We start from the raw sequence: 4,080 nt of genomic DNA on the forward strand, positions 1-4,080 counted from the left end.
CGACTGCCCCCGCTCCGCAATCGAACCGGCGCCCCAAGTCGTCTCGGGGTTTGGCCCTATGCCCCGACCGAACCTGAAGAAAGAAAGGGCGCGGCCCTCGCCGGCCGCGGGAGGGCGCTCAAGGCGCTGCTTTCCAGGCGTTTCCGGAAACGCCTGGTGGAGCCGAGGGGAGTCGAACCCCTGACCTCGTCATTGCGAACGACGCGCTCTACCAACTGAGCTACGGCCCCCCTTGCACCACTGACAGTGGGGCGCAGGCGAGCCGGCGACATACGAGGGGCGGGGCCGGAGTGTCAACGGGGTTGACGGACGCCCGGCCGGACACGCGCCTGCGGCGCCGGAATCATTGGACGCAGGACCGCGCCACGCTAGAAGCGGAGCTCAATCGGTTTCCGGAGTCCCTTCATGGGTTACGCCATCGTCTGGCTGGTCAATACGATCCTGTCGCTCATGACCTGGGCCATCATCCTGTCGGCCATCTTCAGCTGGCTGTTCGCCTTCGACGTAATCAACCGCCGCAACCGCTTCGTCGCCCAGCTGGCCGACTTCCTCGACCGGATCACGACGCCGATCCTGGAGCCGTTCCGCCGGATCATTCCGCCGCTGGGCGGGATCGACATCTCGCCGATCGTCGTCCTGCTGCTGATCAATTTCCTCAAGATCCTGTTCAACCGGCTGACCGCGCCGATCCTGATCCAGATGCTGGGATAAACGCGACCGCCGCGACACGCCTTCCCCCGTTCCTCACCGACCCGCGCTTCCGGCCTTGCGCCGTCCGGCGAGGGTCCTAAGGTGCCGCTCCGACCGGGCCCCCGCGCCCGCCAGCCAACCGGACTTCATGACCACGATCCGTTCCGTCGCCATCGTCGGCGCAGGCCAGATGGGCGCAGGCATCGCCCAGGCGGTGGCCGTGGGCGGCTATCAGGTGCTGCTGTACGACGCCGCGGCCGACCGCGTGCCCCAGGCGCAGGGGGCCATCGCCGCCAGCCTGGCGCGTCAGGTCGCGCGCGGCCTGATCGACCAGGCCGCCGCCGACGCGGCCCTGTCGCGCATCACCGCCGCGACCTCGCTTGCCGCCGCCGCCAAGGCCGACCTGGTCATCGAGGCCGCCATCGAGGACGAGGCGGCCAAGAAATCCATCCTTTCCGACCTGACGCCGCATCTGGGCGACAACACCCTGCTGGCCTCCAACACCTCGTCGATCTCGATCACGCGGCTGGCCTCGGCCACGGACCGGCCCGACCGCTTCATCGGCCTGCATTTCATGAAGCCGGCGCCGGTGATGAAGCTGGTGGAGATCATCCGCGGCATCGCCACCTCGGCCCAGACCTATGACGCGGCCGTCGCCTTCGCGGAATCGCTGGGCAAGACCACGACCAATTCCGAGGACTTCCCGGCCTTCATCGTCAACCGCATCCTGGTGCCGATGATCAATGAGGCGGTCTATGTCCTGTACGAGGGCGTCGGCAACGTCGCCTCGATCGACAAGGCGCTGAAGCTCGGCGCCAACCACCCGATGGGCCCGCTGGAACTGGCGGACTTCATGGGACTGGACGTCGTCCTGGCCATCATGAACGTGCTGTACGACGGCCTGGCCGACAGCAAATACCGGCCCTGTCCGCTGCTGGTGAAATACGTCGAGGCCGGCTGGCTGGGGCGCAAGTCCGGCCGCGGCTTCTACGACTATTCCGGCCCGGAACCGGCGCCGACGCGATGATGATCCCGACGCTGGAAAAGCCGGAAGACTTTCCGGGCCAGCAGCGCGTGGCCTGGCGGCGCGATCCGCAGCGCATCGTGCTGGCGGCGGCGGCCGGGGCGCTGTGGCCGCCGCTGGTCATCACCCTGATCGTCTGGCCGCCCCAGAACTGGCTGCCCAGCCTCGAGATGGACTGGCGGCTGGTCGTGCTGGTCATCGGCATCGCGGCCGTGCCCGGCGGCCTGTGGCTGCTGGCCCGCGAGCGCGACATGACCGGCCGTCCCGCGACCCGGCTGGGCGTGGTCTGGCGCTTCATGTTCTACGGCGGCCTGCTGGCGGCGGGCCTTCAGGCCATGCTGGCCCTGATCGTCTCGGTGGTCGGCTGGTTCGAGGCCGGGGGCATCGCCCAGGCCGCGGGCGCGACCGAGACGACGCTTCTGATCTATGGCGTGGGCGGCCTGCCGATCGCCGTGCTTCTGGGCGTCAGCTATGCGCTGTGGGCCGGTCTGTGCGCGGCCTTCATCGCCTTCATGCCCCAGCCCGAGGTCCGCGACCGGCTGGGCGTCATGCGCGACCGCGACCCGGACTGACCTCCCGGGGGACCTCGCCCCCTTGCGCCGTTTTTCGCGGGCTGTGCTAAGGCGCGCGGATGAAGCCCCAAGACCTGGATGTCCTGATCGTCGGCGCCGGCGCGGCCGGAATGATGTGCGCCATCGAGGCGGGGCGGCGCGGGCGCAGCGTGCGCATCCTCGACCACGCGCGGGCGCCGGGCGAGAAGATCCGCATCTCGGGCGGGGGGCGGTGCAACTTCACCAACCTGGGAACCGGGCCGGCCAATTTCCTGGGCGAGAACCCGCGGTTCGCGACCTCCGCCCTGAAGCGGTTCACGCAGCATGATTTTGTGAAGCGGGTCGATCAGGCGGGGATCGCCTGGCACGAGAAGACGCTGGGCCAGCTGTTCTGCGACGACAGCGCCAGACAGATCATCCGCATGCTGACCGACGACATGCGGGCGGCGGGCGTGGTGCTGTCGCTCGGAACGGCGGTGGAGCGGGTCGAACGCAGCGGAGACGGCTATGAGGCCGCGCTGTCCGACGGGTCGGTGGTGCGGGCGCGGTCGCTGGTGCTGGCGACGGGGGGCAAGTCGATCCCCAAGATGGGGGCGACGGGCTGGGCCTATGACGCCGCGCGGGCGTTCGGCCTGCGGGTGACGGAGACGCGGCCGGCGCTGGTGCCGCTGACGTTCGAGGCGGGTCTGCTGGAACAGCTGACGCCCTTGGCGGGGGTGGCGGTGGATGCGGTGGTGAAGGGCGGGGGGACCGCCTCAAGCAGCCCGAAGGGCGATAGGCAACAAGCAAGCTTTGCAGAGGCCATGCTGTTCACCCACCGGGGGCTGTCGGGGCCGGCCATCCTGCAGATCAGCAGCTACTGGCGCGAGGGCGAGGCCATCACCGTCGCCATGGCGCCGGGCGAGGACGTCTGGGCCCGGCTGAAGGCGGCCAAGGAAGAGAACGGGAAACAGATGGTGCACACGGCGCTGGGCCACATCGTGCCGCGGCGGCTGGCGGAGAGCATCTGCGAGCGGGAGGGGGTGAAGGGCAAGCTGGCCGAGGTGGGGGACAAGACCCTGCGCCGGCTGGATGCCGCGGTGAACGGCTGGACCGTCAAGCCGGTGGGGTCGGAGGGATATCGGACGGCCGAGGTGACGCTGGGCGGGATCGCGACGGACCAGCTGGATCAGCAGACCATGGAGGCGAAGGACGTCCCGGGCCTGTACGTCATCGGCGAGGCCGCCGATGTGACCGGCTGGCTGGGCGGCTACAATTTCCAGTGGGCCTGGTCGTCAGGGTGGGCCGCCGGGCAGGCGTGTTAGGCTGACTTTTCGAGAGACGGCCAGCGCGAATAGGCGAACACCACCACGGCGACAAGATTGACCACCGGAACGAACCACAGCAGGGCCCAGGCCCGGCTGAAGCCGGCCTTCCGGAGGATTTCCGACAGCGGAAACAGCGGGATCAGCAGCCAGATCAGGATGATGATCCAGTGCCAGGCCGAATAGCTTCCCATATCGCACCCCCGTTCTGCCGGAACGGTAGCAAGCGTCGCTGTTGTTGCAACCCGTTCCGGCGGTCGCGGGTCGATGCGCGTTCGCGATTGCTGTATGAGCCGCCGCCATGCCCTTCACCGCCACCGTCCTGACCATGTTCCCCGAGGCGTTTCCGGGGCCGCTCGGCGTCTCGCTGATCGGCACGGCGTGGCGCGAGCGCGGGCTCTGGAGCCTTGAAACGGTTGACATTCGGGCCTTTTCCACAGATACGCGCGGCTTCCTGGACGACACCCCCGCGGGTGGCGGTCCGGGAGCCGTGCTTAAAGCGGACGTGGTG

Annotated in this window: 5 protein-coding genes, 1 tRNA gene and 1 pseudogene; 5 read left to right on the forward strand and 2 right to left on the reverse strand. The window is 68.8% G+C overall.

Annotation, left to right across the window (positions count from 1 at the left end):
* Positions 1–154: 154 nt before the first annotated feature.
* Positions 155–230 (reverse strand) — tRNA-Ala (locus V6M42_RS06820).
* A 175-nt stretch (positions 231–405) separates the two neighbouring features.
* Here V6M42_RS06820 and V6M42_RS06825 point away from each other — a divergent pair.
* From V6M42_RS06825 to V6M42_RS06840, 4 genes are all read left to right on the forward strand, one after another.
* Positions 406–711: a YggT family protein gene (locus V6M42_RS06825; protein ID WP_332657392.1), complete on the forward strand. Its 306-nt coding sequence runs from the start codon at positions 406–408 to the stop codon at positions 709–711.
* 127 nt (positions 712–838) lie between these two features.
* Positions 839–1,717, forward strand: coding sequence for a 3-hydroxybutyryl-CoA dehydrogenase (locus tag V6M42_RS06830; protein ID WP_332657393.1), 879 nt, complete (start codon positions 839–841; stop codon positions 1,715–1,717).
* Entirely contained in the window at positions 1,714–2,286 is a 573-nt protein-coding gene (locus tag V6M42_RS06835; protein WP_332657394.1) for a phthalate transporter, read from the forward strand. The genes V6M42_RS06830 and V6M42_RS06835 overlap by 4 nt, the downstream gene beginning before the upstream one ends.
* Before the next feature lie 59 nt (positions 2,287–2,345).
* On the forward strand, positions 2,346–3,569 hold the full coding sequence (locus tag V6M42_RS06840) for an NAD(P)/FAD-dependent oxidoreductase (protein WP_332677953.1): 1,224 nt from the start codon (positions 2,346–2,348) through the stop codon (positions 3,567–3,569).
* Here V6M42_RS06840 and V6M42_RS06845 read toward each other — a convergent pair.
* Entirely contained in the window at positions 3,566–3,763 is a 198-nt protein-coding gene (locus V6M42_RS06845) for a hypothetical protein (protein ID WP_332657398.1), read from the reverse strand. The two genes, V6M42_RS06840 and V6M42_RS06845, sit on opposite strands and share 4 nt — an antisense overlap.
* Before the next feature lie 107 nt (positions 3,764–3,870).
* Here V6M42_RS06845 and V6M42_RS06850 point away from each other — a divergent pair.
* Positions 3,871–4,080 (forward strand): annotated as a pseudogene (locus V6M42_RS06850) (tRNA (guanosine(37)-N1)-methyltransferase TrmD); the annotation flags it as partial.

This window comes from Brevundimonas sp. (assembly GCF_036677305.1).
Lineage (GTDB): Bacteria > Pseudomonadota > Alphaproteobacteria > Caulobacterales > Caulobacteraceae > Brevundimonas.

Excerpts from the sequence above, each read along its gene's own strand:
- V6M42_RS06840 (WP_332677953.1), top strand. The coding sequence starts at position 2,346 with ATGAAGCCCCAAGACCTGGATGTCCTGATCGTCGGCGCCGGCGCGGCC.
- V6M42_RS06835 (WP_332657394.1), top strand. The coding sequence starts at position 1,714 with ATGATGATCCCGACGCTGGAAAAGCCGGAAGACTTTCCGGGCCAGCAG.
- V6M42_RS06845 (WP_332657398.1), bottom strand. The coding sequence starts at position 3,763 with ATGGGAAGCTATTCGGCCTGGCACTGGATCATCATCCTGATCTGGCTG.
- V6M42_RS06825 (WP_332657392.1), top strand. The coding sequence starts at position 406 with ATGGGTTACGCCATCGTCTGGCTGGTCAATACGATCCTGTCGCTCATG.
- V6M42_RS06830 (WP_332657393.1), top strand. The coding sequence starts at position 839 with ATGACCACGATCCGTTCCGTCGCCATCGTCGGCGCAGGCCAGATGGGC.